The sequence below is a fragment of the Pseudomonas sp. B14(2022) genome, from assembly GCF_012030485.1.
GTDB lineage: Bacteria > Pseudomonadota > Gammaproteobacteria > Pseudomonadales > Pseudomonadaceae > Aquipseudomonas.
On the sequence record NZ_JAAUVM010000001.1, the window covers coordinates 703,621 to 725,703 of the forward strand.

A 22,083-nucleotide genomic window follows, 5' to 3' on the forward strand; every position below is an offset into this window, starting at 1 on the left:
ATTAGCGGGGTATGATAGCGGCCGATTCGAACCACTGAAAATTTATCCAGCGTTTTTTGCGCCCGACTATCCATGATCAGCACTGAACTCAAAACCACGATCCAGGGCGCCTATACGCGTTTTCTCGAAGCCAAGAGCTTGAAACCGCGCTACGGCCAACGCCTGATGATCGCCGAAGTGGCCAAGGTCCTCGGGGATATCGACACCGATGACGAAGGCCGCCGCGAAGGTGAGCCCGCCGTCGTCGCCGTCGAAGCCGGCACCGGTACCGGCAAGACCGTGGCCTACAGCCTGGCTGCGATCCCTACCGCCAAGGCCGCCGGCAAGCGCCTGGTGATCGCCACCGCCACCGTCGCCCTGCAAGAGCAAATCGTCTACAAAGACCTGCCCGACCTGATGCGCAACAGCGGCCTGAACTTTACCTTCGCCCTGGCCAAGGGCCGTGGCCGCTACATGTGCCTGTCCAAGCTCGACGTGCTGCTGCAGGAAGGCCATGCACAAACTGCCACGGCGTCGCTGTTCGAGGAAGAAGGCTTCAAGATCGAGGTGGATGAGGTCAGCCAGAAGCTGTTTACCAGCATGATCGAAAAGCTGGCGGGCAATAAATGGGACGGCGATCGCGACAGTTGGCCCACGGCCCTCGAAGATGCCGACTGGGCGCGCCTGACCACCGACCACAGCCAGTGCACCAACCGTCATTGCCCCAACTTCGGCCAGTGCGCCTTCTACAAGGCCCGCGAAGGCATGGGCAAGGTTGACGTGATCGTTACCAACCATGACATGGTGCTGGCTGACCTGGCCTTGGGCGGCGGCGCGGTACTGCCGGACCCGCGCGACACCCTCTATGTATTCGACGAAGGCCATCACCTGCCCGACAAGGCCATCGGCCACTTCGCCCACTACACGCGCCTGCGCTCCACCGCCGACTGGCTGGAAACCACCGCGAAGAATTTGACTAAATTGCTCGCCCAGCACCCACTGCCCGGCGATTTGGGCAAGCTGATCGAACAGGTGCCGGAGCTGGCGCGGGAGATCAAGACCCAGCAACAGTTCATGTTCAGCGCCTGCGAACAGGTGGCCGACTTCAAGCCCGGTGAGGATGTGGAAGGCCGTGAGCGCCCGCGCCACCGCTTCGTCGGCGGGATGATTCCCGAGCATATGCGCGAAATGGGCATCGAACTGAAGAAAGGCTTTTCGCGCCTCACCGACCTGTTCACCCGCCTGACCGACCTGCTCAAGGAAGGCATGGACGGTGAGGTCAACATCGGCATCGCCAGCAACCAGGCCGAGGAGTGGTACCCGCTGTTCGGCAGCCTGTTGTCCCGTTCCCAGGGCAACTGGGAGTTGTGGACGGCCTTTACCGTCGAAGACCCGGAAGACAACCCGCCCATGGCCCGCTGGCTGACCCTGTCGGAAAGCGGTGCGTTGTTTGATATCGAGGTCAACGCCAGCCCGATCCTCGCCGCCGAAATGCTACGGCGCAACCTATGGAACGTGGCGTATGGCTGCCTGGTGACCTCCGCCACGCTGACCGCCCTGGGCACCTTCGACCGCTTCCGCATGCGCGCGGGCTTGCCGAAAAAGGCCGTTACTGCGGTGGTGCCAAGCCCGTTCCATCATGCCGACGCCGGTGTGCTGCGGGTGCCCGACCTCAAGGCCGACCCACGGGATGCACCGGCGCACACCGCGGCGATCATCCGCGACCTGCCGTCTTTGGTGGAAGGTTCGCGCGGTACCCTGGTGTTGTTCTCGTCGCGCAAACAGATGCAGGACGTGTTCGACGGCCTCGACCGCGACTGGCGCAAGCAGGTGTTTATCCAGGGCAACCTGTCCAAGCAGGAAACCCTGAACAAGCACAAGGCGCGGGTCGATGGCGGGGATTCCAGCGTGCTGTTCGGCCTGGCGAGCTTTGCCGAAGGCGTGGACTTGCCCGGTGCCTACTGCGAGCACGTGGTGATCGCCAAGATCCCGTTCTCGGTGCCGGATGATCCGGTCGAGGCCGCGTTGGCCGAGTGGATCGAAGCGCGGGGCGGTAACCCGTTCATGGAGATCTCGGTGCCGGATGCTTCCTTGAAGCTGGTGCAGGCCTGCGGTCGCTTGCTGCGTACCGAGGAAGACCGGGGCACCATCACCTTGCTCGACCGCCGCCTGGTTACCCAGCGCTACGGCAAGGCGATCCTGAACGCGTTGCCGCCGTTCCGGCGCGAAATTTCTTAAGCCACCGTGGGCGAATTCGCCCACTTTGTGGTCTATCTCACTGCTATCGATTTATGTCATCAGGCCATTCACCGGCCGTTTGGGAGAACCTTGTTCGTATGATTCGCACGCTGCCCGCCCTTTTTGCCCTGCTGTTCACTGCGCCCTTGATGGCCGCGCCCGCGGGGCAACAGACATTGTTCAACTTCGTCCGGCCTGCCGATGTGGTCAAGGTGGCGACCCAGGACGCCAGCCTGCCGCAATACAACGCCGAACAAACCCCGGAAGGCGAGGTGTTGCGTCGCATCACCTTCAACCCGGCCGCCGAGCCGAGCCTGGTGCTCAGCCCACAGGCCGGAGCCTGGGACTGGTCGCAATCCGGCGCCATGAGCCTGCGTATCCAGAGCGCCATGGACTGGGCGCTGACCCTCTACGTCAAGGTGCAGAGCAGCGATGGCAAGACCCTGGTCAGCCGCATCGACCTGCCGGCCGGACCGGCCCAGACCTTGCTGGTACCGCTGCAAGCCAACTCGCCGTTGAGCCAGGGCATGAAGGCCGGCCCGCCGATGCCGATCACCGTGGACGGCCAGCGTGTGTTGCTGGCCAGCAGCGCTGGCGAAATCGACCGCAGCCAAGTGGTCTCGGTGACCCTGTCGATGATCAAGCCCAACGCCGCGCAAAGCATTCTGCTGGAACGCTTTGGTGTGCAGGACAGCGAGCCGGTGCTGAAGGCGGCCTATAGCGAACTGGTAGATGCTTATGGCCAGTCCACCCGCGCGCGCTGGCCGGAAAAGGTCAGCAGCGACGAACAACTCAAGGCGGCCGCCGCAAAGGAGCAAACCCAACTGCAGGGCTGGCTGGCCGCGCGTGATAAATCCGCATTGGACAAGTTCGGCGGCTGGAATAAAGGGCCGGCGTTCAAGGCCAGCGGCTTTTTCCGCACCGAAAAGCGCGACGGTCGCTGGTACCTGGTGACCCCGGAAGGCCATCCGTTCTATTCCCTGGGCGTCAATACCGTGGCCCCGGACAACAGCCAGACCTACGTGGCCGGTCGTGAGTGGATGTTTGTGGCGCTGCCAAAGGCCGGCGAACCCTTCGACAAGTATTACGGCAGCGGCGATAACCGCACCGGCAATGGTGCGGGTGAAGGTCGTGGCTTTGGTGCCGGACGTTGGTACGATTTTTACGGCGCCAACCTGCAGCGCACTTATGGCGGCGAAGGGTTTGACCAGAAACGCTGGTTGACCCACACACTTGATCGCCTGCAAGCCTGGGGTTTCAATACCGTCGGCAACTGGAGCGACGGCGCGTTGGCCAGTGCCGACCGTGTACCGTACACCTTGCCGTTGTCGATCGTCGGCGACTACGCCAGCATCAGCACCGGCACCGACTGGTGGGGCGGCATGCCCGATCCGTTCGATCCGCGTTTCGCCATGGCGACCGAGCGCGCGGTGGCTATCGCCGCCCGCGACCACCGCGACGACCCCTGGCTGATCGGCTTCTTTGCCGATAACGAACTGGCCTGGGCCGGCCCCGGCGATGATCCGAAATCCCGCTACGCCCTGGCCTACGGCACCTTGCGCATGACCACCGACGTGCCGGCCAAGCGCGCGTTCCTCAAGCAATTGCGTGACAAGTACCGCAACGAGCAAGGCCTGTCGAAAGCCTGGGGCATCGAGTTGGCGGGGTGGGAGTTGATGGAAGATCCAGGCTTCGAGCCGCCGATGCCCAACCCGGAACACCCGGAAATCGAAGCTGACTTCAAATACTTCCAGAAGACCTTTGCCGATGCCTACTTCAAGACCATCTCCGACTCGCTGAAATGGCACGCCCCCAACCAACTGCTGCTGGGCGGGCGTTATGCGGTGAGTACGCCGGAGGCCGTGGCGTCGTGTGCGCAGTATTGCGATGTGCTGAGCTTCAACATGTACACGCTCAAACCCCAGGATGGCTATGACTTTGCCGCGCTTCGTGCACTGGACAAACCGGTGTTGATTACTGAATTCAACTTCGGCTCTGCGGACCGTGGCCCGTTCTGGGGCGGCGTGACCCAGTTGGCCAGGGAAGAAGAGCGTAGCGCGGCATATGCCAACTTCCTCAAGCAAGCCATGGCCGAGCCGTCAATTGTCGGCGTGCATTGGTTCCAGTACCTGGATCAGCCAGTGACCGGCCGGTTGCTGGACGGTGAAAACGGCCACTTCGGCCTGGTGGGCATCACTGACGTACCGTTCCAGGGTTTTGTCGACAGTGTGCGCAGAAGCAACCTGGCGGCGGTGGATCAACTGGGTAAGGAAGCGGAAAAGGCCAAGGCCGCCAGCACGGTTCATGAAAGCGAAGGCAGCAATCCAGGGCGTGATGGCAAAGGCCCGGGGCAGGGCGCCGGACACGCCGGTGGGCATTCGGGAAATGGTCATTGATTCATCGTTGATGGGTTCACAAACTCCATAATGGCTGGAACAATGTCGGCCACTTTTTACGGTGTTTTCCGAGGGGGCTTAGGTGCAGGTTCAGGGTCATTACGAGCTCCGGTTCGAAGCGGTGCGTGAAGCGTTTGCCGCGTTATTCGATGACCCGCAGGAGCGTGGCGCCGGGCTCTGCATCCAGATCGGCGGCGAAACCGTCGTTGACCTGTGGGCCGGTACCGCCGACAAGGACGGTACCGAGGCCTGGCACAGCGACACCATCGTCAACCTGTTTTCCTGCACCAAGACCTTCACCGCCGTCACGGCCCTGCAACTGGTGGCCGAGGGCAAGTTGCAATTGGACGCGCCAGTGGCCAAGTACTGGCCTGAGTTTGCCGCCGCCGGCAAGGAAAGCATCACCCTGCGCCAGTTGCTCTGCCACCAGGCCGGGTTGCCGGCAATCCGCGAGATGCTGCCCGCCGAAGCCTTGTATGACTGGCAATTGATGGTCGATACCCTGGCCGCCGAAGCCCCGTGGTGGACGCCGGGCCAGGGTCATGGCTACGAGGCGATCACCTACGGTTGGCTGGTCGGCGAATTGCTGCGCCGCGCCGATGGGCGTGGGCCGGGTGAGTCCATTGTGGCGCGGGTGGCCCGGCCGCTGGGGCTGGACTTCCACGTGGGCCTGGCCGACGAAGAGTTTTATCGTGTTGCACATATTGCGCGCAGCAAAGGCAATATGGGCGATGAAGCCGCTCAACGTTTACTGCAAGTAATGATGCGCGAGCCTACTGCCTTGACGACGCGGGCATTTGCCAATCCACCGTCTATTCTCACCAGTACTAATAAACCTGAATGGCGACGCATGCAGCAGCCGGCGGCAAATGGTCACGGTAATGCGCGTAGCCTGGCCGGTTTTTATAGTGGTTTGTTGGACGGTAGTTTGTTGGAAGCCGACATGCTCGAAGAATTGACCCGTGAACACAGTATCGGGCCGGATAAAACATTATTGACACAAACCCGCTTCGGGCTGGGCTGCATGTTGGATCAACCACAGTTGCCCAATGCTACGTTTGGCCTTGGCGCCCGTGCGTTCGGGCATCCAGGCGCCGGTGGTTCGGTGGGTTTTGCCGACCCTGAGCATGATGTAGCGTTTGGTTTCGTGACTAATACATTGGGGCCTTATGTACTTATGGACCCACGGGCACAGAAGTTGGTCAGAATATTGGCCGGTTGTCTGTAAACCCCTTGCTGTTTCACATTTTTTTGTTACAAAGGCAACTATAAGAAGACGCTGAACGAAATGATGTAACTTTAATGTTCTGTAAGCGTCTGTTTAACGGGTCATCGAGACCCCCGTTTCTTTTCTCATTTTGTGGATATCTCATGTTATCGAACAAGTCCTTGGCACTGGCGCTTTGCCTCACTATTACCGGTTGCGCACAAACTCCACAAAATGATGCCGAGGGCGGGCATTGGTGGTCATTTGGGTCGGATAAGGCCACTACCAAGGACGCAGTGACCCAAACCGACGCCAAGCCGGATGCCAAACCCGCTGCAGGCGCCAAGCCTGCCGCACCTGTAGCCGCAGCTGCTGCGCCTGTAGCCGCAGCTGCTGCGCCTGTTGCCGCCGCGCCAGCGCCGGCCGCCAAGGCTGACACCGGTTCGAGCTGGTGGCCGTTCTCCTCCAAGAGCGCTGACGAGAAGGCCGCTGATGCCAAGGCTGACCTGAAAGCCGACCTCAAGGCCGCGACCCCGGCTCCAGACGCCGCGCCTGCCGTCGCCAAGACCGACAGCGAAACCCACTGGTGGTGGCCGTTCGAAAGCAAACCCAAGCCATTGGCCAAGGTCGACGTGACCAATGTGCCGATGCCTGACCCGAAAGTCACCCAGGCCTGGTTGGACGACTATGAGCCGCGCCTGCGCGCCGCCATCAAGGACAGCAACCTGCAACTGGAACGTCGCGACAACGTGCTCGTCGTGATTGCTCCGGTAGACGGCTCCTACAACCCGAAACGCCCGGCGATGCTGCTGCCGGTTACCCTGGGTCCGTTCACTCGCGTCGCCAAGGCGGTTGAATCCGATCCCAAAACCGCCGTGCTGGTCCTGGGGCACGTGGATGCCACTGGTACCGCGCCTGCCAGCCAGGCGTTGACCAGGGAACGCGCGCAGTCCATTGCCTCGATCTTCAGCCTCAGTGGCTTGAAACAGGACCGCCTGATGCTGCGTGGCATGGGTGACCTGATGCCGCGTGCCGCCAACGACAGCACACAGGGCCGTGCCTTGAACCGTCGCATGGAAATCATGTTCACCCAGCGCACGACCATGCTGGCGCTGTTGAGCAAGTATCAGTCGGGCAAGACTCCGCCTGTAGCCGAAATGGTTGCGGTGCAGAACGTTCCAGCCCCGGCTCCGGCCGCCAAGGCCCCGGCTAAAAAGGCACCCGCCGCTAAAAAAGCGGCTGCCAAGCCAGCGGCTAAAAAAGCCCCGGCCAAGCCAGCTGCCAAGAAACCGGCCCCGGCCAAAGCCAAGGCGGCTACACCGGTTGCGAACGACCAGGCGAAAAACTGATCCGTTGAACCACGAGGATAAAGCCGCATGACTCAGGCACTGGCCGATATGCGCCGTGACTACACACGGGACGGTTTGAGCGAGGCCCAGGCCCCGAACGAGCCGTTTGCGTTGTTCCACCAGTGGTTTGCCGATGCGGTGAAAACCGAGCAGCCACCGGTGGAAGCCAATGCCATGACCCTGGCTACGGTCGACCAGGACGGTCGCCCGCACTGCCGCATCTTGCTGCTCAAGGGCCTGGATGCGCAGGGCTTTACCTTCTTCACCAACTATCAGAGCGCCAAGGGCGAACAGCTCGCGGCGCGGCCGTTTGCGGCCATGACGTTCTTCTGGCCGACCCTGGAGCGCCAGGTGCGCATTGAAGGGCGGGTGGTCAAGGTCACGCCTGAGGAGTCCGACGCTTATTATCAGGTCCGCCCCCTGGGCAGTCGTTTAGGCGCCTGGGCCTCTCCGCAGAGCCAGGTCATTCGCGACCGTGAAGAACTCCAGGACCTGCTCAAGGCCACCGAACAGCGTTTCAGCGATACCCAGCCCGATTGCCCCGAGCATTGGGGAGGCTATCGCCTGTTGCCGGAGCGTATCGAGTTCTGGCAAGGCCGCGCCAGCCGCCTGCATGATCGCCTGAACTACCGCCTGCAAGGGACCGAATGGGCCCGCGAGCGCCTGGCGCCCTGAGCGGCACCTTTCGTCATCCCACTGGAATGATGTCGATCACACCGAAGTCTCTGTTGAAGAGGTTTCGGCTGTGTAGTGCTGTGCGGCGTTCTTCAGCCACTGCGGCAAGTCGCCTCGCTTGATCTTCGACGCCCGAGCCTGCTCCAGTTGTTGCAACATATAGGCGCGCTTGTGCAGGTCTTCGCCCGCCAGGGAGAGTGCCAGGTCGCGGTCTATCCAGCATTTGATACGCAGGTACAACCAGCCATGGAAGTACAGGCCGGCGACGGTAATGACTACAATGATGAAATAGTCCATGAAGTTCCTGGTTACGATGAGAGTGGTACCGTTGGTCGGTATCTCTGGTATGAGGTGTCTGTACTGAGGCTGAATGAAAGCAATTTTCTGCCTGGCTTGCCGTGACAGGCGTCAAGCCGCAGCGTTTAATGAATACCTGTCCTTTGGAGTTGATGCTATGCGTAAGTCCGTTTTACTGGTTGCCTGCTTTACCACCCTGTCGCTTCTGCTGGGCGGCTGCGCTTCGAGTCTGACCGGCGACTCGTACTCCCGTGACGAAGCGCGTCGTGTACAGACCGTGCGCATGGGTACCATCGAATCCCTGCGCCCGGTGAAAATCGAAGGCACCAAGACCCCAATCGGCGGCGCTGCGGGTGCGGTCATCGGTGGTGTTGGCGGCAGCGCCATCGGCGGTGGCCGTGGCAGTATCGTGACTGCCGTGATCGGCGCCGTTGCCGGCGGCCTGCTGGGCTCGGCCACCGAAGAAGGCCTGACCCGCACCCAGGGCGTGGAAATCACCGTTCGCGAAGACGACGGCAGCATGCGCGCCTACGTACAAGCCGTGCAGGAAAATGAAATCTTCCGCATCGGTGATCGCGTACGCATCATGACCGTTGATGGCACCAGCCGCGTTACTCGCTGACCGGTAAGCCGCAGGCAAAAGAAAAACCCCAACCGGGTGACCGGTTGGGGTTTTTTATGGGCTGCGTTTGAGTCGGCTCAGGCTTTTTTGCGACTCGCCATCGCCGTCACTACATACCCGATACACGCCGCGAGTATCGACCCGGTCAGAATCCCCATTCGATCCTCCCCGGCAAACTCACTGGCACCCGGCACAAACGCCAGGGAGCCGACAAACAGGCTCATGGTGAAGCCGATGCCGCACAGGATTGCCACGCCGAAGACCTGGCCCCAGTTGGCGCCGCCCGGCAGTGCTGCGAGGCCGGTCTTGATGGCCAGCCAGGTGAAGCCGAACACACCGACGGTCTTGCCGATCAGCAGGCCGGCGGCAATGCCCATGGGCACGTGGTGGGTGAAGCTTTCCAGGCTGACCCCGGTGAGTGAAACGCCGGCGTTGGCAAAGGCGAACAGCGGCAGGATGCCGTAGGCCACCCACGGATGCAGGGCGTGTTCCAGCGTGAGCAGCGGCGAGGGCTCGGCGTTCCTGGTGCGCATCGGGATGCAGAACGCCAGGGTCACACCGGCCAGGGTGGCATGCACGCCGCTCTTGAGTACGCACACCCACAGGATCAGGCCGATGATCAGGTAGGGCATGAGCTTGATCACGCCCAGGCGATTCATTGCAATCAAGGCAACCAGGCAGGCGCCCGCGCCGGCCAGGGCTGCACCGGACAGGTCGGCGGAATAGAACACTGCAATAACAATGATCGCGCCAAGGTCGTCGATGATGGCCAGGGTCATCAGGAACAGCTTCAAGGACACCGGCACCCGCTTGCCCAGCAGTGCCAGGACGCCCAGTGCGAAGGCGATGTCGGTGGCCATCGGGATTGCCCAGCCGGAGAGGGCGGCGGGGTAGTCCTTGTTGATGGCCCAGTAGATCAGCGCCGGCACCACCATACCGCCGATGGCGGCTGCGCCGGGCAGCACCACTTGCGAAGGCTTGGACAGGTGACCGTCAAGCAGCTCGCGCTTGACCTCCAGGCCGATCAGCAGAAAGAACAGGGCCATCAGGCCATCGTTGATCCACAGCAGCGCGGGCTTGGCGATTTGCAGCGCGCCGATCTGGGCTACCACCGGCACGTCGAGAAATGCGCCATACAGGTGCGACAACGGAGAGTTGTTGATGATCAGCGCCAAGGCGGCAGCGGCGATCAACAACAGGCCGCTGGCGGCTTCCAGCTGGAAAAAACGGGTGAAAGTGCTACGCAGAGGCAAGGGATGCTCTCCAATCCAGGTTCAACAGGTGGGTACCCTAACCCGTACCGTTAGTTGTTAAAACAAAAGTTATATTCTTATTTGTTATAAGAGATGCGCTAGGGTGGCGTAGCGTCAAAGCCTAGCAATTGTGTGTCCAATTGAGTCGTCACTGTATCTGTGTGCAGTGTTGGAAACATCCTAAGATTGGGGCTGAAATCCTTAGAGATCTCCCTCATGAGCGACCACCGTCCCTGGGCCCGCGAAGCCATTCGCATCATTGAAGCGGACTTCCAGCGCAGTGCTGACACCCATCTGATTCCGTTACCGCTACCGGGCCTGCCGGGCATCGAGTTGTACTTCAAGGATGAATCCAGCCACCCCACCGGCAGCCTGAAACATCGGCTGGCCCGTTCGCTGTTCCTGTACGCGCTGTGCAATGGCTGGCTCAAGCCGGGCGCACCGGTAATTGAAGCCTCCAGCGGCTCGACGGCGATTTCCGAAGCGTACTTTGCCCGGCTGCTCGGGGTGCCGCTCATTGCGGTGATGCCCGCCACGACATCCCAGGAAAAGATCGCGCAGATTGCGTTCTACGGCGGCAAGAGCCATCTGGTACAGGATCCCACGCAGATCTACGCCGAGTCCGAACGCTTGGCGCAGGAAAGCGGCGGTCATTTCATGGATCAGTTCACTTATGCCGAGCGTGCCACCGACTGGCGGGCGAACAACAACATCGCCGAGTCGATCTTCCAGCAGATGCGCTTTGAGCAGCACCCGGAACCGAGCTGGTTGATTTCCAGCCCCGGTACCGGCGGCACCACCGCCACGCTGGGCCGTTATGTGCGTTATCGCCAGCACTGCACCCGCGTGTTGTGTGCCGACGCCGAGCGCTCGGTGTTTTTCGATTTCTACCGGAGCGGCGACGCCAGCCTGCGCCTGGACTGCGGTTCGCGTATCGAAGGCATTGGCCGGCCACGGGTCGAGGCGTCGTTTCTACCCAACGTGATTGATGCGATGGTCAAGGTGCCGGATGCGCTGTCGCTGGCGGCCATGCATTACCTGGCTGAACGCCTGGGGCGGCGAGTCGGCGGTTCCAGCGGGACCAACCTGATTGGCGCATTGGTGGCGGCGCAGCAGATGAAAGCGGCGGGGCAGTCAGGTTCGATCGTGGCGATCTTGTGTGATGGGGGCGAGCGGTATGCAACGACCTATTACGATCAGGCGTGGTTGGCGGGGCAGGGCTATGCGCTCGAGGGGTTGATCACGGCCGTTGCGGCCAGCGTGGAGCAGGGCGAGCCATTGCCAGCCGACATCCTGCGCGCGAATATCTGATACAACGCAAAACCAATGTGGGAGGGGGCTTGCCCCCTCCACATTTAATTTGCGCTGTTCTCAGGCCTCGATGCCGAGCATATCCCGCGCCAACGCCTCGGCAATCCGAATCCCGTCAACACCGGCCGACAGAATCCCGCCCGCATAGCCAGCGCCTTCACCGGCCGGGAACAGGCCTTTCACGTTCAAGCTCTGCATCGATTCGTCACGGGTAATCCGCAGCGGCGACGAGGTGCGCGTCTCGATACCGGTCAACACGGCATCGTGCAGCGAGTAGCCCTTGATCTGCTTCTCGAACGCCGGCAGTGCTTCGCGGATCGCTTCGATGGCGAAGTCTGGCAAGGCCAGGGCCAGGTCCCCCAGGGCCACACCTGGCTTGTAGGACGGTTCCACACTGCCGATGGCCGTGGACGGCTTACCGGCGATAAAGTCGCCGACCAACTGTGCCGGGGCCTCGTAGTTGCTGCCGCCGAGGATGTAGGCGTGGGACTCCAGGCGCTCCTGCAACTCGATACCCGCCAGCGGGCCGCCTGGGTAATCCACTTCAGGCGTGATGCCGACCACGATGCCGGAGTTGGCATTGCGCTCGTTACGCGAGTACTGGCTCATGCCGTTGGTCACCACACGGTTCGGCTCGGAGGTCGCGGCCACCACGGTGCCACCCGGGCACATGCAGAAGCTGTAGACCGAACGGCCGTTCTTGGCGTGGTGCACCAGCTTGTAGTCGGCGGCGCCCAGCTTTGGGTGCCCGGCATATTTGCCCAGGCGCGCGGCGTCGATCAGCGATTGCGGGTGTTCGATCCGGAAACCCACCGAGAACGGTTTGGCTTCCATGTATACACCACGGCCGTGGAGCATGCGGAAGGTGTCGCGGGCGCTGTGGCCGAGGGCCAGGATCACATGCTTGGAGAGGATCTGCTCACCACCGTCGATGACCACGCCATTCAACTGGCCGTCTTCGATCAGCACGTCGGTCACCCGTTGCTCGAAGCGCACTTCACCGCCCAGGGCGATGATCTGCTCGCGCATGTTTTCCACCACGCCGGTCAGGCGGAAGGTGCCTATGTGCGGCTTGCTGACGTAGAGGATTTCTTCCGGCGCGCCGGCCTTGACGAACTCGTGCAGGACTTTGCGGCCGTGGAATTTCGGGTCCTTGATCTGGCTGTAGAGCTTGCCGTCGGAGAAGGTCCCGGCGCCGCCTTCACCGAACTGCACGTTGGACTCGGGGTTGAGCACGCTTTTGCGCCACAGGCCCCAGGTGTCCTTGGTGCGCTGGCGTACTTCCTTGCCGCGTTCGAGGATGATCGGCTTGAAGCCCATCTGTGCCAGCAACAGCCCGGCGAAGATACCGCACGGGCCAAAACCGACGACCACAGGCCGTTCGACCAAGCCTTCCGGGGCCTGGCCCACTACCTTGTAGCTGACGTCCGGCGCCGGGTTGACGTTGCGGTCATCGGCAAACTTGAGCAGCAGGGCGGCCTCACCCTTCACGTTAAGGTCGATGGTGTAGATGAAGCACAGCTCCGACGACTTCTTGCGCGCGTCGTAGCTGCGTTTGAACAGGGTGAAATCGAGCAGGTCATCACTGGCGATGCCCAGGCGCTGCACGATGGCAGGCCGCAGGTCTTCTTCGGGATGGTCGATGGGCAGCTTGAGTTCGGTGATTCGTAACATGACAGGATCCGGTAGGCGGCGGACAAAGAGGCCGGCTGTTTTGCAAACCGGCGATTATAAGCCTCAATGGCGGTTTTCCGTCAGGTTAAAACAGCGCAGCGCTGAATCAGTCGTCCCGGGAACCACCAAACGCCGCGCAACCGCGCTGTACCTGACCGTTGACGCGCAATTCCGCAGTCATGTGTTGCAGGCTGCCGCTGACGCTGTCGATGCAGCGTTGCGGCGCTACCCACAGTTCGATGTGCTGGTTGTTGGCTTCGGTCATCAGGTTGAAGCGGCCGTCGCCGATTTGCTCTTCGACATAAGGCACCGCCAGTGGCGGCTGGCCTTCACGCTCCAGCACCATGCCCTTGGCGGTGACGTTCATGGCCCAGGCCGGCTTGTGGCCGTTGGCCCGCAGGGTCATGCGCTTGAAGTCCGGGTCGGTGCAGGCAGAGGTCGAGCGCTCTACGCGGTAGAGCTGTTGCAGGTCGACGCTGCCTTGGGTGCCGCTGGCGACGCCCGAGAACTTGCCACGCAAGTCGGCAAACAGTGCTCCTTGCTGGCCGGCCAGGGAGGCGGCTTCCTGCAGGATGCTGGTGCCGCTGGTGTCGTTGACGACATAGTTGCGTTTATCGTCGCACGGCTGGAACAGCAGTTTGCCACCCACCGCCGTGAGTTCACCCTGCATACGGGTCAGCCCGACGGTAGACGGTTTGGCCGGCTCGTTTTCGAACATCTGGCACGCGGCGAACAAAGGAAGCAAGGCAAACAGGGCGAGGGTACGGGCGGCACGCATTATCGGGTCTCCAGACAAGTGCCGCCACGTTACGCAGGCTGGCGCTGCATCACAACCCCGTCCGCCAGCTTCAGGCATTTCTTACCGACTTCACATTCAGCCGACGGTAAAGGTTTGACCGGTCTGTAAGCCCTCCACACTTTTGGCGTAGGCCAATGCCACGTCGGCGCCAGCAGCCGGCTTGTAGCCACGGAAGTACGGCGCGTAGCTGCCCATGGCTTCCAGCAGGACCGTGGGGCTTACGGAGTTGATGCGTAAACCTCGTGGCAGTTCGATCGCAGTGGCTTTGACGAACGCATCCAGCGCGCCATTGACCAGCGCAGCCGAAGCGCCAGTACGGATCGGGTCACGGTTGAGAATGCCACTGGTGAAGGTGAACGATGCACCGTCGTTGGCATACTCGCGGCCGATCAACAGCAGGTTGACCTGCCCCATCAACTTGTCACGCAAGCCCAGCTCAAAATCGCTTTCGCTCATATCCCCCAGCGCCACGAAATTCACGTTGCCTGCAGCGCAGACGAGTGCGTCGAATTTGCCGGTCTGCTCGAACAGTTTGCGGATCGAGGAGCTGTCGCTGATATCCACCTGGAAGTCGCCGCTGCTGCGGCCAATGCTGATCACCTCATGACGCTGGGCCAGTTCGGCCTTGACTGCCGAGCCGATGGTGCCGCCGGCGCCAATCAATAGGATTTTCATGGTGCTGTTCCTCTGGGTTTATCAGGAACTGTAGGAGCGGGCTTGCCCGCGAAAAACGCAAAAGCGCCGCTGTGTACCAGGCTGACCGCGTTATCGTTGACGATTTTCGCGAGCAAGCTCCTTCTCCTACAGTAGGGGTAGGCATCAAGTCTAGGGTGGCTTTTCAAGTAGATAAACGTGCTAATAGGCAACCTTTGGTTTTCAAATGGAAACAGTCCATGAGCGAGATGGATGATCTGGCAGCCTTCGCCGTATTGATCGAAGCCGGCAGTTTTACCGTGGCGGCGGAGCAACTGGGTTGCAGCAAGGGCCAGTTGTCCAAGCGCATCAGCCACTTGGAAGCGCAGTTCTGTGTGGTCTTGTTGCACCGCACCACACGCAGGCTCAGCCTGACCGCCGCCGGTGCGGCGTTGTTGCCCCAGGCGCAAGCGCTGGTGGTGCAGGTGGATCGCGCCCGTCAGGCATTGGCGCGTCTCAAGGACGATTTGACCGGGCCTGTGCGTATGACGGTTCCGGTTTCATTAGGGGAAACCTTCTTCGATGGTTTGTTGCTGGAGTTTTCCAAGCACTATCCCCAGGTGCAGATCGAGCTGGAGCTCAACAACAGCTACCGAGATCTGGCGCGAGACGGCTTTGACTTGGGGGTGCGTTCGGGGGCGATTGAAAACGAGCGTCTGGTGGCCAAGCCGCTGCTGGCCTGGCACGAGATGACCTGTGCCAGTCCCGCTTATCTGGAGCAGCACGGCGAACCACTGACCCCTGGGGATCTTGCGGCGCACACCTGTTTACTCAACAGCCACTACAGCGGCCGCGAGGAATGGCTGTATCACCAGCAGCACGAGTTGTTGCGGGTGAGGGTGGGCGGCACCTTTGCCTCCAACCATTACAACCTGCTGAAGAAGGCTGCCCTGGTGGGGGCCGGGATCGCCCGCTTGCCGTCCTACGTACTGCCGACGGAATTGGCTGACGGTCGATTGCGTTGGCTCCTGCGCGATTACCAGACGCGGAGTATGCCGATGTACCTGGTCCATCCTTATCAAGGCGGCCTGCCGAGGCGTACCCAAGTATTGGCCGACTACCTGGTAGACTGGTTCAAGCGCGGCGGCGAGGCACTGGATCGGCTTTAACGGTAGCGGCGCGCAATCAGGTGGTCGATGGACAGGCTGCCCGGCCCTTTGGCGACCAACAGCAACAGCAGCGCAATCCAAGTGCCGTGGGTAGGGTAGGCGTCCGGGTACACGAACAACTGAATGACCAGGGTCATGCCGATCAAGGCCAGGGCCGAGAAGCGCGTGGCCAGGCCCACCAGGATCAGCACCGGGAAGAAGTGCTCGGCAAACGCCGCCATGTACGCGGCCACTTCGGGCGACAGCAACGGCACATGGTATTCACTGCGAAACAGCGGCAATGTCGAGGCGGCGAGTCTGGGGATACCAAGTTCGAACGTGCCGTTGATCAGGTCAATGGCAATGCCTTCGACCTTGGTTTGCCCGGATTTCCAGAACACTGCCGCAATGGAGAAGCGCGCAATAAACGCGAGCAGGCTGTACGGGATTTTCTCGAAAAGTGCGATGGCCTGTTTGATCAGGCACGAATCGGAAGTGCTCATGGCGATACCTGTTGTTCTGGGAGCAGATGAGTGAGGGCGTTGTGGTTGATCAGCAGCGTGAGGCATTGGTGCAGGTCGAACTCGGCGCTGGCCTCGAGGGCATTTGCGACGGCCATTTCCAGCGCCGAGCCGCGTTTCAGGCTATTGATAAAGGCGACCGAGCCGCCGTCGATGGCGAAGACCTTGACATTCAACCCTTGGCGCAACACCAGCGCGCCTTGGGCATGCCAGGGATCCAGGGTGGCCAGGGCGCCCTCGGTCTGGTGTGCCGCCCATACCGCAACCACTGCGTAGGCGGAGTTCAATGTGCCAACGGACGGGTGCAGTTGCAGATGCAGCGCCCCCAGCGTCGCTTGGGCTTTCAGTTGCTGCAGTACGGTTTGCGGATCTACCAAGGTTGTATCCGCTGCGTGATAAGCGCGAACCCGCAAGCGTTCCAATCGGGCCACATCGGCCAGGTAAGGCACGCTGGCGGCCGGTTCAAACCCCTGGATAAAGTCGGCGAATGTGCTGCCGTACTCGCTGATCAGCGGGCTGGCAGGCGGGTATGCCTGTACGAAAATGCCGGCCATGGCGCGGAAAAATTCATCGCCTACCAATTGCGCCGTTACGGGATAAGCCGTTGCCAACGCCTTGATCAACGAACTGTGAACATTGTTGCGATACACCGCAAAACGACTGGCTGGATCGGCCCCGTTGCTGCTGAACAGGCCGTGGGGGCAAGGCTGGTCGGGCGCCAGCAAGGCGCTGGCAAAGGCGTCGTGAAGGCTCATGGGTGGACCTGCGATAAATACCGTTCAGCGTGTTGGGCCTCCGCGTACAACGCACTGAAGGCCGGCACTTGGTTGTCGCGCTCGATCAGTGTTGCGACCGGGCCCATCAGCGCGAGCACGTGTTCGTATAGCAGCCACACTGCGTTATCGATGGGCGCGCCGTGGTCATCGATCAGCAGGCGATCGCCCAGGCTGTCGGTGTCTTCGGCGAAGCCGGCCAGATGAATCTCACCCACGGCGCGCAACGGTAGGGCGTTGATGTAGGCCAGAGGGTCGCGCTGGTGGTTGATGCATGACACGTAGACGTTGTTCACGTCCAACAGCAGGCCGCAGCCGGTGCGGCGGATGATCTCGCCGATGAAGTCGGTCTCGTCCAGGGTGGAGCGTTGGAACTGCAGGTAGGTCGATGGGTTCTCCAGCAGCATCGGCCGCTTGAGAGCGCACTGTACCTGGTCGACGTGCTCGCATACCCGACTCAAGGTGGCGGCGTCATAAGCCAGGGGCAGCAGGTCGTTGAGAAACGCCGGGCCGTGGCTGGACCAGGCCAGGTGTTCGGAAAATGAGTGGGGTTGGTAGCGTTCGATCAGTACGGCCAAGCGCCCCAGGTGCTCACGGTTGAGCGGGCCTTCGCCACCGATGGACAGGCCCACGCCGTGCAACGACAGGGGGTAACGTTCGCGAATCAACCCCAGGTAGTGATGAAACGGGCCGCCGGCCACCATGTAGTTTTCGGCGTGCACTTCAAAAAAACCGATGTCTGGGGAAGTATCGAGCACTTCCTGGAAGTGCTCGTGCTTCAGCCCCAGCCCAGCCCGGCAGGGGAGGCCGGGCACCTGAACCGGTGAGACTGTGGGCAGGCGTGAAAGCGTCATCATCCGTACTCAGGCGAGGCAGGGTTTCAGGACTTGGCGGTGAAGGCGGCTTCCTGGCCGAAACCGGTCGGCGAGGTGGAGCTTGGGGTTTGGGTGCAGGTGCCGGCCGGGACAAGTTTCCAGGCGTTGGCCTGATCCTTGGTCTTCGAGGTGCCGGCGCAGGACGTGCCGGCGCCGGCGGCGCAATCGTTCTTGCCGGCTTCAGCGACGCCGAAGCACTTCTGCATGTCGTCGGCAGCGTGTGCGCTGGTGGTCAGGGCGGAGAGGCTCAAGGCCGAACTCAGGGCGAGGACGAGGGAAGCGGCGGACAGTTTGGTCGTCATGATGGATCTCCAGCAGTAGGTTGAGGAGCGGGCTTGAATGCCTGCTTGCACCACTAGAGGCGGGAGGAGGATGTTCGTTACAAGGCCAGACTAAATAATTTCAAACAATGCAAAAAAATGTGGGAGGGAGCTTGCTCCCGATGGCAGGGTGTCAGGCACAGAGCATGTGACTGATGTACCGCCATCGGGGGCAAGCCCCTCCCACATTGAGATCCGGTTCGTGCCGCAACCGGGTGTTAACCGCCCAGGTACGCCTCACGTACCTTCGGGTCGGTCAGCAACTGCTCGCCAGTGCCCTGCATCACCACCCGGCCGTTTTCCAGCACGTAGGCGCGGTCGGCGATTTTCAGCGCCTGGTTGGCGTTCTGCTCCACGAGGAACACCGTTACACCGTCCTTGCGCAGCTGTTCGATGATGTCGAAGATCTGCTGGATGATGATCGGTGCCAGGCCCAGGGACGGTTCGTCCAACAGCAACAGCTTGGGCTTGCTCATCAGCGCCCGGCCGATGGCGAGCATTTGCTGCTCGCCGCCGGACATGGTGCCGCCGCGCTGGCTGAAGCGCTCCTTGAGACGAGGGAACAGGTGCAGCACCTTGTCCATCTGCTCCTGGTAGTCGCCCTTGTCGGTGAAGAACCCGCCCATGGCCAGGTTTTCCTCCACGGTCAGGCGTGAGAACACCCGGCGGCCTTCCGGCACCACGGCAATGCTCTTGCGCATGATGTGCGATGACTGCTGGCCCACCAGCTCTTCACCCATGTAGCGGATGCTGCCGCTGTGGGCCTGCGGCGAGCCGCACAAGGTCATCAGCAAGGTCGACTTGCCGGCGCCGTTGGCGCCGATCAGCGTGACGATCTCACCCTGGCGCACTTCCACGTTGACGTTGTGCAAGGCCTGGATCTTGCCGTAGAAAGTGGAAACGTTTTCGAATTGCAGCATTTTACGCTTCCCCCAGATAGGCTTTGATCACTTCAGGATTGCCGCGGATCTGCTCCGGCGTCCCGTCCGCCAGCGGCGTGCCCTGGTTGATCACCACGATATGGTCGGAAATGCTCATGACCAGTTTCATGTCGTGTTCGATCAACAGCACCGTGGCGTTGTTTTCCTCACGCAACACGCCGATCAGCGCCTTGAGGTCTTCGGTTTCCTTGGGGTTCAGGCCGGCGGCCGGTTCGTCGAGCATCAGGATCCGCGGGCGGGTCATCATGCAGCGGGCGATTTCCAGGCGACGTTGCTGACCATAGGCCAGGGTGCCGGCGGGGCGGTTGGCGAACTCGGTGAGGTTGACCTTGTCCAGCCAGTACTCCGCATATTCCATGGCCTCGCGCTCGCTCTTGCGAAACGCCGGGGTCTTGAACAGGCCTGCAAAGAAGTTGGTGTTCAGGTGACGATGCTGGGCGATCAGCAGGTTCTCGACCGCCGTCATGTCCTTGAACAACCGCACGTTCTGGAAGGTCCGCACCACGCCCTTGCGAGCGATTTCGTGACCGGCCAGGCCCTGGATCGGCTGGCCGTCCAGCAGGATGCTGCCACCGCTCGGTTTGTAGAAACCGGTGAGGCAGTTGAACACCGTGGTCTTGCCGGCGCCGTTGGGGCCGATCAGTGCAACCACCTGTTTCTCTTTCACGGTCAGGGCCACGCCGTTGACCGCTAGCAAACCGCCGAAGCGCATGCTCAAGTTTTCGACTTTCAGGATCTCGCGGCTCATTTGCGCAGCTCCATGTGTGGACGTTGCATGGGCAGCAGGCCTTGAGGTCGCCAGATCATCATCAGCACCATCATGGCGCCGAACATCAACATGCGGTATTCGCTGAACTCACGCATCATTTCCGGCAGCAGGATCATCACGATCGCCGCCAGGATCACGCCCAGTTGCGAGCCCATGCCGCCCAATACCACGATGGCGAGGATGATCGCCGACTCGATAAAGGTGAACGACTCCGGGGTCACCAGGCCTTGGCGAGCGGCGAAGAAGCTGCCGGCAAAACCGGCGAACGCGGCACCCAGGGTGAAGGCGGAGAGCTTGATGATGGTCGGGTTCAGGCCCAGGGCACGGCAGGCGATTTCATCTTCGCGCAACGCTTCCCAGGCACGGCCGATGGGCATGCGCAGCAAGCGGTTGATCACGAACAGTGCCGCCAGTGCCAGCAACAGCGCCACCAGGTACAGGAACACCACTTTGCTCACCGGGTTGTAGGCAATCCCGAAGTACTCGTGGAAGGTCTGCATGCCTTCGGCAGCGGTGCGGTCGAACGACAGTCCGAAGAAGGTCGGCTTGGGAATGCTGCTGATGCCGTTGGGGCCACCGGTGATGTCGGTCAGGTTGCGCAGGAACAGACGAATGATTTCTCCGAAGCCCAGGGTCACGATGGCCAGGTAGTCACCGCGCAGGCGCAACACCGGGAAGCCCAGCAGGAAGCCGAACGTGGCCGCCGCCATGCCGGCCAGCGGCAGGCAGATCCAGAAGCTCCAGCCCAGGTAGTGCGAGAGCAGCGCATAGGTGTAGGCACCCACGGCGTAGAAGCCCACATAACCCAGGTCGAGCAGGCCGGCGAGGCCCACCACGATGTTCAGGCCCAGGCCCAGCAACACGTAGATCAGGATCAGGGTGGCGATGTCGACCGCACCGCGCGAGCCGAAGAACGGCCAGATCAGCGCGGCCACGATCAGGCCGATGATGATGTAGCGCTGGGTGCGCGGCAGGGTCAGGAATTGGCTGACCTTGGGCGAGACCAACGGGCCACGGTTACGCTTGAACAGAGCGCCGACCTGCTGGGTGAACAGCACGCGCAGGAACATCAGCACCGAACACAGGGCGATGATGGTCAGGGTCACGGGACCGGTGCCATGCACTTCCAGGTTGATGCCGACAATGCTCAGCTTGAGGCCGAGTACCGGGAAGGCCACTGCCCACACCAGCAAGGCGCTGAAAAACGCCGATTTAAGATATCTGCTCATACTTTCTCAACCTCCGGACGGCCCAGGATGCCGGTCGGACGGAACAACAGCACCAGGACCAACAGGCCGAACGCCACGACGTCCTTGTATTGGTCGCCGAAAATATCGGCACCAAACGCCTCGGCCACCCCCAGCACCAGACCGCCGAGCATCGCGCCCGGAATACTGCCGATGCCGCCCAATACCGCTGCGGTAAAGGCCTTGAGGCCTACCAGGAAACCGGCGTTGGGGTTGATCACGCCGTACTGCATGCTCAGCAGTACCGCCGCGACGGCTGCCAGTGCGGCACCGATCACGAAGGTCAGGGCGATGATGTTGTTGGTGTTGATGCCCAACAGGTTGGCCATCTTGATGTCTTCGGCGCAGGCCCGGCAGGCGCGCCCCAGACGGGAGCGGGAGATGAACAGCGTCAGGCCCAGCATGGCCACCAGGGTGACGACGAAGACCAGGATCTGCATGTAGGAAATCAGCACTTCTTCCGCACCGCCCGGACCGAAGGAGAAGCTCCCCGGGATCAGGTTGGGGATGGATTTATCCTTGGAGTCCTGGGACAGCAATACGGTGTTCTGCAGGAAAATCGACATGCCGATGGCGGAAATCAGCGGGATCAAACGGTTGCTGCCACGCAAGGGACGGTAGGCAACGCGCTCAATACTGTAGCCATAGGCACTGGTTACGACGATCGACGCCAGGAACGCGGCGGTCATCAACAGCGGCAGGGAGTGGATACCCATCATGGCCAGCCCGGCGAGGGCGATGAAGGCCACGTAGGAACCAATCATGTACACCTCGCCATGGGCGAAGTTAATCATTCCAATGATGCCGTAAACCATTGTGTAGCCAATGGCTATCAAGGCATAGGTGCTGCCAATGGTCAGGCCATTAACCAGCTGTTGGAAAAAATGATAGATCTCAGGCATTACAGCGCTCCTAAAAACCCGATACGCATTTCACTGGTGGAGTCATGTTCCGGCCCCGTGCTGTGTTCTGTGAGCACATTTGCACAAAGCGTTTGCCAGCGAACCGCTGGTGACGGTTTTAAGATTTTCAGGTGAGCCAGCGCCCGGATCGCGG

Annotated in this window: 21 protein-coding genes; 8 read left to right on the top strand and 13 right to left on the bottom strand. The window is 61.4% G+C overall.

Annotated features, from left to right (window positions below):
• Positions 1-72: 72 nt before the first annotated feature.
• The 5 genes from dinG to pdxH all read left to right on the top strand — a co-directional run bounded on the left by dinG (position 73) and on the right by pdxH (position 7,844).
• Positions 73-2,217 carry an ATP-dependent DNA helicase DinG gene (gene dinG / locus HCF10_RS03240; RefSeq protein ID WP_027604440.1) on the top strand — a complete coding sequence of 715 codons (2,145 nt, stop codon included), beginning with the start codon at positions 73-75 and terminating at the stop codon, positions 2,215-2,217.
• Positions 2,218-2,315: 98 nt separating this feature from the next.
• Positions 2,316-4,613, top strand: a complete 2,298-nt coding sequence (locus HCF10_RS03245; protein ID WP_167654862.1) for a beta-galactosidase — start codon at positions 2,316-2,318, stop codon at positions 4,611-4,613.
• Positions 4,614-4,695: 82 nt separating this feature from the next.
• Positions 4,696-5,841: a serine hydrolase domain-containing protein gene (locus tag HCF10_RS03250; RefSeq protein ID WP_131697212.1), complete on the top strand. Its 1,146-nt coding sequence runs from the start codon at positions 4,696-4,698 to the stop codon at positions 5,839-5,841.
• Between the two features lie 143 nt (positions 5,842-5,984).
• A complete protein-coding gene (locus HCF10_RS03255) occupies positions 5,985-7,169 on the top strand; it encodes an OmpA family protein (RefSeq protein WP_167654863.1) in 1,185 nt (394 codons plus the stop codon).
• 27 nt (positions 7,170-7,196) lie between these two features.
• Entirely contained in the window at positions 7,197-7,844 is a 648-nt protein-coding gene (gene pdxH / locus HCF10_RS03260) for a pyridoxamine 5'-phosphate oxidase (protein ID WP_167654864.1), read from the top strand.
• Between the two features lie 36 nt (positions 7,845-7,880).
• Here the strand turns inward: pdxH and HCF10_RS03265 are convergent, their stop codons facing one another.
• Positions 7,881-8,141, bottom strand: coding sequence for a hypothetical protein (locus HCF10_RS03265; protein ID WP_167654865.1), 261 nt, complete (start codon positions 8,139-8,141; stop codon positions 7,881-7,883).
• A 157-nt stretch (positions 8,142-8,298) separates the two neighbouring features.
• Here HCF10_RS03265 and HCF10_RS03270 point away from each other — a divergent pair, with 157 nt between their 5' ends.
• The gene (locus HCF10_RS03270) at positions 8,299-8,763 is read left to right on the top strand and encodes a glycine zipper 2TM domain-containing protein (RefSeq protein WP_003189251.1); all 465 of its coding nucleotides are present in this window, start codon (positions 8,299-8,301) and stop codon (positions 8,761-8,763) included.
• 77 nt (positions 8,764-8,840) lie between these two features.
• Here HCF10_RS03270 and nhaA read toward each other — a convergent pair whose 3' ends face one another.
• The gene (gene nhaA, locus HCF10_RS03275; RefSeq protein WP_167654866.1) at positions 8,841-10,016 is read right to left on the bottom strand and encodes a Na+/H+ antiporter NhaA; all 1,176 of its coding nucleotides are present in this window, start codon (positions 10,014-10,016) and stop codon (positions 8,841-8,843) included.
• Positions 10,017-10,232: 216 nt separating this feature from the next.
• Between nhaA and HCF10_RS03280 the strand changes: the two genes are divergently transcribed.
• A complete protein-coding gene (locus HCF10_RS03280; protein ID WP_167654867.1) occupies positions 10,233-11,327 on the top strand; it encodes a PLP-dependent cysteine synthase family protein in 1,095 nt (364 codons plus the stop codon).
• Positions 11,328-11,387: 60 nt separating this feature from the next.
• Here HCF10_RS03280 and HCF10_RS03285 read toward each other — a convergent pair whose 3' ends face one another.
• From HCF10_RS03285 to HCF10_RS03295, 3 genes are all read right to left on the bottom strand, one after another.
• Entirely contained in the window at positions 11,388-13,001 is a 1,614-nt protein-coding gene (locus HCF10_RS03285) for an NAD(P)/FAD-dependent oxidoreductase (protein WP_092487710.1), read from the bottom strand.
• Positions 13,002-13,107: 106 nt separating this feature from the next.
• Complete coding sequence (locus tag HCF10_RS03290; RefSeq protein ID WP_145334984.1) at positions 13,108-13,779, bottom strand: COG3650 family protein; 672 nt, start codon at positions 13,777-13,779, stop codon at positions 13,108-13,110.
• Positions 13,780-13,875: 96 nt separating this feature from the next.
• The gene (locus HCF10_RS03295) at positions 13,876-14,475 is read right to left on the bottom strand and encodes a short chain dehydrogenase (protein ID WP_131697204.1); all 600 of its coding nucleotides are present in this window, start codon (positions 14,473-14,475) and stop codon (positions 13,876-13,878) included.
• Between the two features lie 218 nt (positions 14,476-14,693).
• On the opposite strand from HCF10_RS03295, the gene HCF10_RS03300 reads away from it, so the two are divergent.
• Positions 14,694-15,602: a LysR family transcriptional regulator gene (locus HCF10_RS03300; protein ID WP_131697203.1), complete on the top strand. Its 909-nt coding sequence runs from the start codon at positions 14,694-14,696 to the stop codon at positions 15,600-15,602.
• Here HCF10_RS03300 and HCF10_RS03305 read toward each other — a convergent pair.
• The 8 genes from HCF10_RS03305 to livH all read right to left on the bottom strand — a co-directional run bounded on the left by HCF10_RS03305 (position 15,599) and on the right by livH (position 21,929).
• Entirely contained in the window at positions 15,599-16,084 is a 486-nt protein-coding gene (locus HCF10_RS03305; RefSeq protein WP_131697202.1) for a DoxX family protein, read from the bottom strand. The two genes, HCF10_RS03300 and HCF10_RS03305, sit on opposite strands and share 4 nt — an antisense overlap.
• Positions 16,081-16,857 carry an HvfC/BufC N-terminal domain-containing protein gene (locus HCF10_RS03310; RefSeq protein WP_167654868.1) on the bottom strand — a complete coding sequence of 259 codons (777 nt, stop codon included), beginning with the start codon at positions 16,855-16,857 and terminating at the stop codon, positions 16,081-16,083. Before HCF10_RS03310 ends, HCF10_RS03305 begins: the two co-directional genes overlap by 4 nt.
• Positions 16,854-17,732: an MNIO family bufferin maturase gene (gene bufB, locus HCF10_RS03315; protein ID WP_167654869.1), complete on the bottom strand. Its 879-nt coding sequence runs from the start codon at positions 17,730-17,732 to the stop codon at positions 16,854-16,856. Before bufB ends, HCF10_RS03310 begins: the two co-directional genes overlap by 4 nt.
• Before the next feature lie 23 nt (positions 17,733-17,755).
• On the bottom strand, positions 17,756-18,052 hold the full coding sequence (locus HCF10_RS03320) for a BufA1 family periplasmic bufferin-type metallophore (protein ID WP_092356485.1): 297 nt from the start codon (positions 18,050-18,052) through the stop codon (positions 17,756-17,758).
• 236 nt (positions 18,053-18,288) lie between these two features.
• Positions 18,289-18,990 (bottom strand): ABC transporter ATP-binding protein, encoded by a 702-nt coding sequence (locus tag HCF10_RS03325; RefSeq protein WP_131697199.1) that lies wholly within the window; start codon positions 18,988-18,990, stop codon positions 18,289-18,291.
• 1 nt (position 18,991) lies between these two features.
• Positions 18,992-19,759, bottom strand: a complete 768-nt coding sequence (gene livG, locus HCF10_RS03330; protein WP_131697198.1) for a high-affinity branched-chain amino acid ABC transporter ATP-binding protein LivG — start codon at positions 19,757-19,759, stop codon at positions 18,992-18,994.
• Positions 19,756-21,009 (bottom strand): high-affinity branched-chain amino acid ABC transporter permease LivM, encoded by a 1,254-nt coding sequence (locus HCF10_RS03335; RefSeq protein WP_131697197.1) that lies wholly within the window; start codon positions 21,007-21,009, stop codon positions 19,756-19,758. Before HCF10_RS03335 ends, livG begins: the two co-directional genes overlap by 4 nt.
• Positions 21,006-21,929 (bottom strand): high-affinity branched-chain amino acid ABC transporter permease LivH, encoded by a 924-nt coding sequence (livH, locus tag HCF10_RS03340; RefSeq protein WP_003172375.1) that lies wholly within the window; start codon positions 21,927-21,929, stop codon positions 21,006-21,008. The genes HCF10_RS03335 and livH overlap by 4 nt, the downstream gene beginning before the upstream one ends.
• Positions 21,930-22,083: the final 154 nt, after the last annotated feature.

Excerpts from the sequence above, each read along its gene's own strand:
- dinG (WP_027604440.1), top strand. The coding sequence starts at position 73 with ATGATCAGCACTGAACTCAAAACCACGATCCAGGGCGCCTATACGCGT.
- HCF10_RS03245 (WP_167654862.1), top strand. The coding sequence starts at position 2,316 with ATGATTCGCACGCTGCCCGCCCTTTTTGCCCTGCTGTTCACTGCGCCC.
- HCF10_RS03255 (WP_167654863.1), top strand. The coding sequence starts at position 5,985 with ATGTTATCGAACAAGTCCTTGGCACTGGCGCTTTGCCTCACTATTACC.
- pdxH (WP_167654864.1), top strand. The coding sequence starts at position 7,197 with ATGACTCAGGCACTGGCCGATATGCGCCGTGACTACACACGGGACGGT.
- HCF10_RS03265 (WP_167654865.1), bottom strand. The coding sequence starts at position 8,141 with ATGGACTATTTCATCATTGTAGTCATTACCGTCGCCGGCCTGTACTTC.
- HCF10_RS03270 (WP_003189251.1), top strand. The coding sequence starts at position 8,299 with ATGCGTAAGTCCGTTTTACTGGTTGCCTGCTTTACCACCCTGTCGCTT.
- HCF10_RS03280 (WP_167654867.1), top strand. The coding sequence starts at position 10,233 with ATGAGCGACCACCGTCCCTGGGCCCGCGAAGCCATTCGCATCATTGAA.
- HCF10_RS03285 (WP_092487710.1), bottom strand. The coding sequence starts at position 13,001 with ATGTTACGAATCACCGAACTCAAGCTGCCCATCGACCATCCCGAAGAA.
- HCF10_RS03290 (WP_145334984.1), bottom strand. The coding sequence starts at position 13,779 with ATGCGTGCCGCCCGTACCCTCGCCCTGTTTGCCTTGCTTCCTTTGTTC.
- HCF10_RS03295 (WP_131697204.1), bottom strand. The coding sequence starts at position 14,475 with ATGAAAATCCTATTGATTGGCGCCGGCGGCACCATCGGCTCGGCAGTC.
- HCF10_RS03300 (WP_131697203.1), top strand. The coding sequence starts at position 14,694 with ATGAGCGAGATGGATGATCTGGCAGCCTTCGCCGTATTGATCGAAGCC.
- HCF10_RS03305 (WP_131697202.1), bottom strand. The coding sequence starts at position 16,084 with ATGAGCACTTCCGATTCGTGCCTGATCAAACAGGCCATCGCACTTTTC.
- HCF10_RS03310 (WP_167654868.1), bottom strand. The coding sequence starts at position 16,857 with ATGAGCCTTCACGACGCCTTTGCCAGCGCCTTGCTGGCGCCCGACCAG.
- bufB (WP_167654869.1), bottom strand. The coding sequence starts at position 17,732 with ATGATGACGCTTTCACGCCTGCCCACAGTCTCACCGGTTCAGGTGCCC.
- HCF10_RS03320 (WP_092356485.1), bottom strand. The coding sequence starts at position 18,052 with ATGACGACCAAACTGTCCGCCGCTTCCCTCGTCCTCGCCCTGAGTTCG.
- HCF10_RS03325 (WP_131697199.1), bottom strand. The coding sequence starts at position 18,990 with ATGCTGCAATTCGAAAACGTTTCCACTTTCTACGGCAAGATCCAGGCC.
- livG (WP_131697198.1), bottom strand. The coding sequence starts at position 19,759 with ATGAGCCGCGAGATCCTGAAAGTCGAAAACTTGAGCATGCGCTTCGGC.
- HCF10_RS03335 (WP_131697197.1), bottom strand. The coding sequence starts at position 21,009 with ATGAGCAGATATCTTAAATCGGCGTTTTTCAGCGCCTTGCTGGTGTGG.
- livH (WP_003172375.1), bottom strand. The coding sequence starts at position 21,929 with ATGCCTGAGATCTATCATTTTTTCCAACAGCTGGTTAATGGCCTGACC.